The organism is Ancylothrix sp. D3o (genome assembly GCF_025370775.1).
Classification (GTDB): Bacteria; Cyanobacteriota; Cyanobacteriia; order Cyanobacteriales; family Oscillatoriaceae; genus Ancylothrix.
On sequence record NZ_JAMXEX010000115.1, the window covers coordinates 1 to 1648 of the forward strand.

At 41.8% G+C, this 1648-nt stretch carries 4 protein-coding genes; all 4 read left to right on the forward strand.

All coding sequences use genetic code 11. The features are described from left to right. Nucleotides 1–238: hypothetical protein (locus tag NG798_RS27590; RefSeq protein ID WP_261226922.1), on the forward strand; the 238-nt coding region annotated here is incomplete at its 5' end. Nucleotides 239–249: 11 nt separating this feature from the next. Continuing rightward, nucleotides 250–621 carry a DUF6876 family protein gene (locus NG798_RS27595; protein ID WP_261226923.1) on the forward strand — a complete coding sequence of 124 codons (372 nt, stop codon included), beginning with the start codon at nucleotides 250–252 and terminating at the stop codon, nucleotides 619–621. 70 nt (nucleotides 622–691) lie between these two features. Next, nucleotides 692–1408, forward strand: a complete 717-nt coding sequence (locus NG798_RS27600) for a hypothetical protein (RefSeq protein WP_261226924.1) — start codon at nucleotides 692–694, stop codon at nucleotides 1406–1408. Further along, nucleotides 1392–1648, forward strand: a 257-nt coding sequence (locus tag NG798_RS27605) for a hypothetical protein (RefSeq protein WP_261226925.1), incomplete at its 3' end; no start/stop codon positions are given. The genes NG798_RS27600 and NG798_RS27605, both read left to right, overlap by 17 nt.

Sequence of the window (1648 nt, forward strand, 5' to 3'; positions counted from 1 at the left end):
CGAACAAAAATGCACCCTTGAGTATATTTCAGTGTTAGCTGACTTAACGACCCAAGAGGGGAATACCAGAAGCCCTGAATTTCAGGCAGATTTTTTGGGACTTGCTCAGCAATTGATACAACGTTTAAGCAGTAACTACCAAACCCAATTAGCTACCAGCCAAGAAGGCATTATCTGGTTATTGGCAGCCACCTGTTACATCAACAAATCCGCTACGCGGATTGGTAGTGATGAGTGAAGGACAATATTATGCTGAGTGTAGAAGAAATCCAGAAAACTTTGCCTCATTTCAGTAGCACAGAAAATTATTATCGCCACATTTTAGGCGGTTTCAATTATACTGATGGTGTACGGTATGTCGCTCAAAGTTGTGAAGCTTACTGGTTAATAGATGCGATAGCGTCCTACCAGTTAAAGCGGCCACTAATAAATAGTGAAGATTTGCAAAAGTTCCAGATTTTGAAACTGCAAGTCAACGAAAATAAAAGCGCTACCCTAACCCTAGAAAGGGATACAGATCAGCGAGTCTTCAGTCAATATCTTCCTTACACCGATTTTCCTTTACCGGAAATCAAGTTTTACCTAGCAGACAAAGTTTTGCTATTACCCACTGAATATTAATCATCCAACTGTAGAAACACTGGCACAGTCAGGCGTGTTTCTACAATCCACCATTACCCCACTCAAAATAATGAACGAAATCACCAGTTATGAAGATGGTTGGCAACACATCCCATGTCCAACCCCTGAGAGCAGTATTAGTCATCTCAAACTAATACCAGTTCCTCTCCCACCGGCTTTAGCAGCAGCTTTTAATATCGAAGCTGAAATCCGGTACATTTGCTTAACGTACCAGTACACCAACTGTTATGTAGAAACAGCACTGGGTGGCCATACTGATTCCTACTGGATTTATCGTGCGCTGGTAGATCATTTCACAGTTGCAATTCATCTACTAGGTCACGATTTAGGCAGTGATGACACCTATCCGACTTCTGGTTTATTAATCGACCAAGACCAATCAAAAATGTGGGTAGGGAATTATAAAGCCATCAAGAAATTCCTTACAGATTGGCAAAACTATTCGTACCCAGAACCTCCCCTTACACCAGAAATCAGGAAAAAGTTTTGGGATGCTGTGATTGCCGGTGCTACTGAAGTTGCTGCTGAATTAAAAACCCAACAATTTGATTACCAGAATTGGGGCAATCAACAGTTAAATCAATATACCCAAACCATTACTGCAATCACCGGCTTTCTGAACCAACACATCCCCCAATCATTAGCCGTAATTCCAGCGTTGCAGAAGAGTCTGAAAAAGCAAGAGAAATTCCGAGAACTAACCCAACTCAACTGGCTGTTAAACAATCTCATCAACGAACTAAAAAGCAATGAAAAAACCAACTAAACAACCATCTACCTCTGAACAAAAGCCTGCGGATAAATCAGAGGATAGCCAAGAAATCCTGGCTGCTAACCCTGAACAAAAGCCTGCTGAGCAATCACAGGATAGCCAAGAAATCCTAGCTGCAAATCTCGCCAAGGCCATGTTGAAAGTGAAAACCAAGAGCGACATTCAAGCACTCAAAGAATGGTCAAATGCTGAACAATGGCAGGCTGCTCAACAATTGTTAACCCCAGAACAACG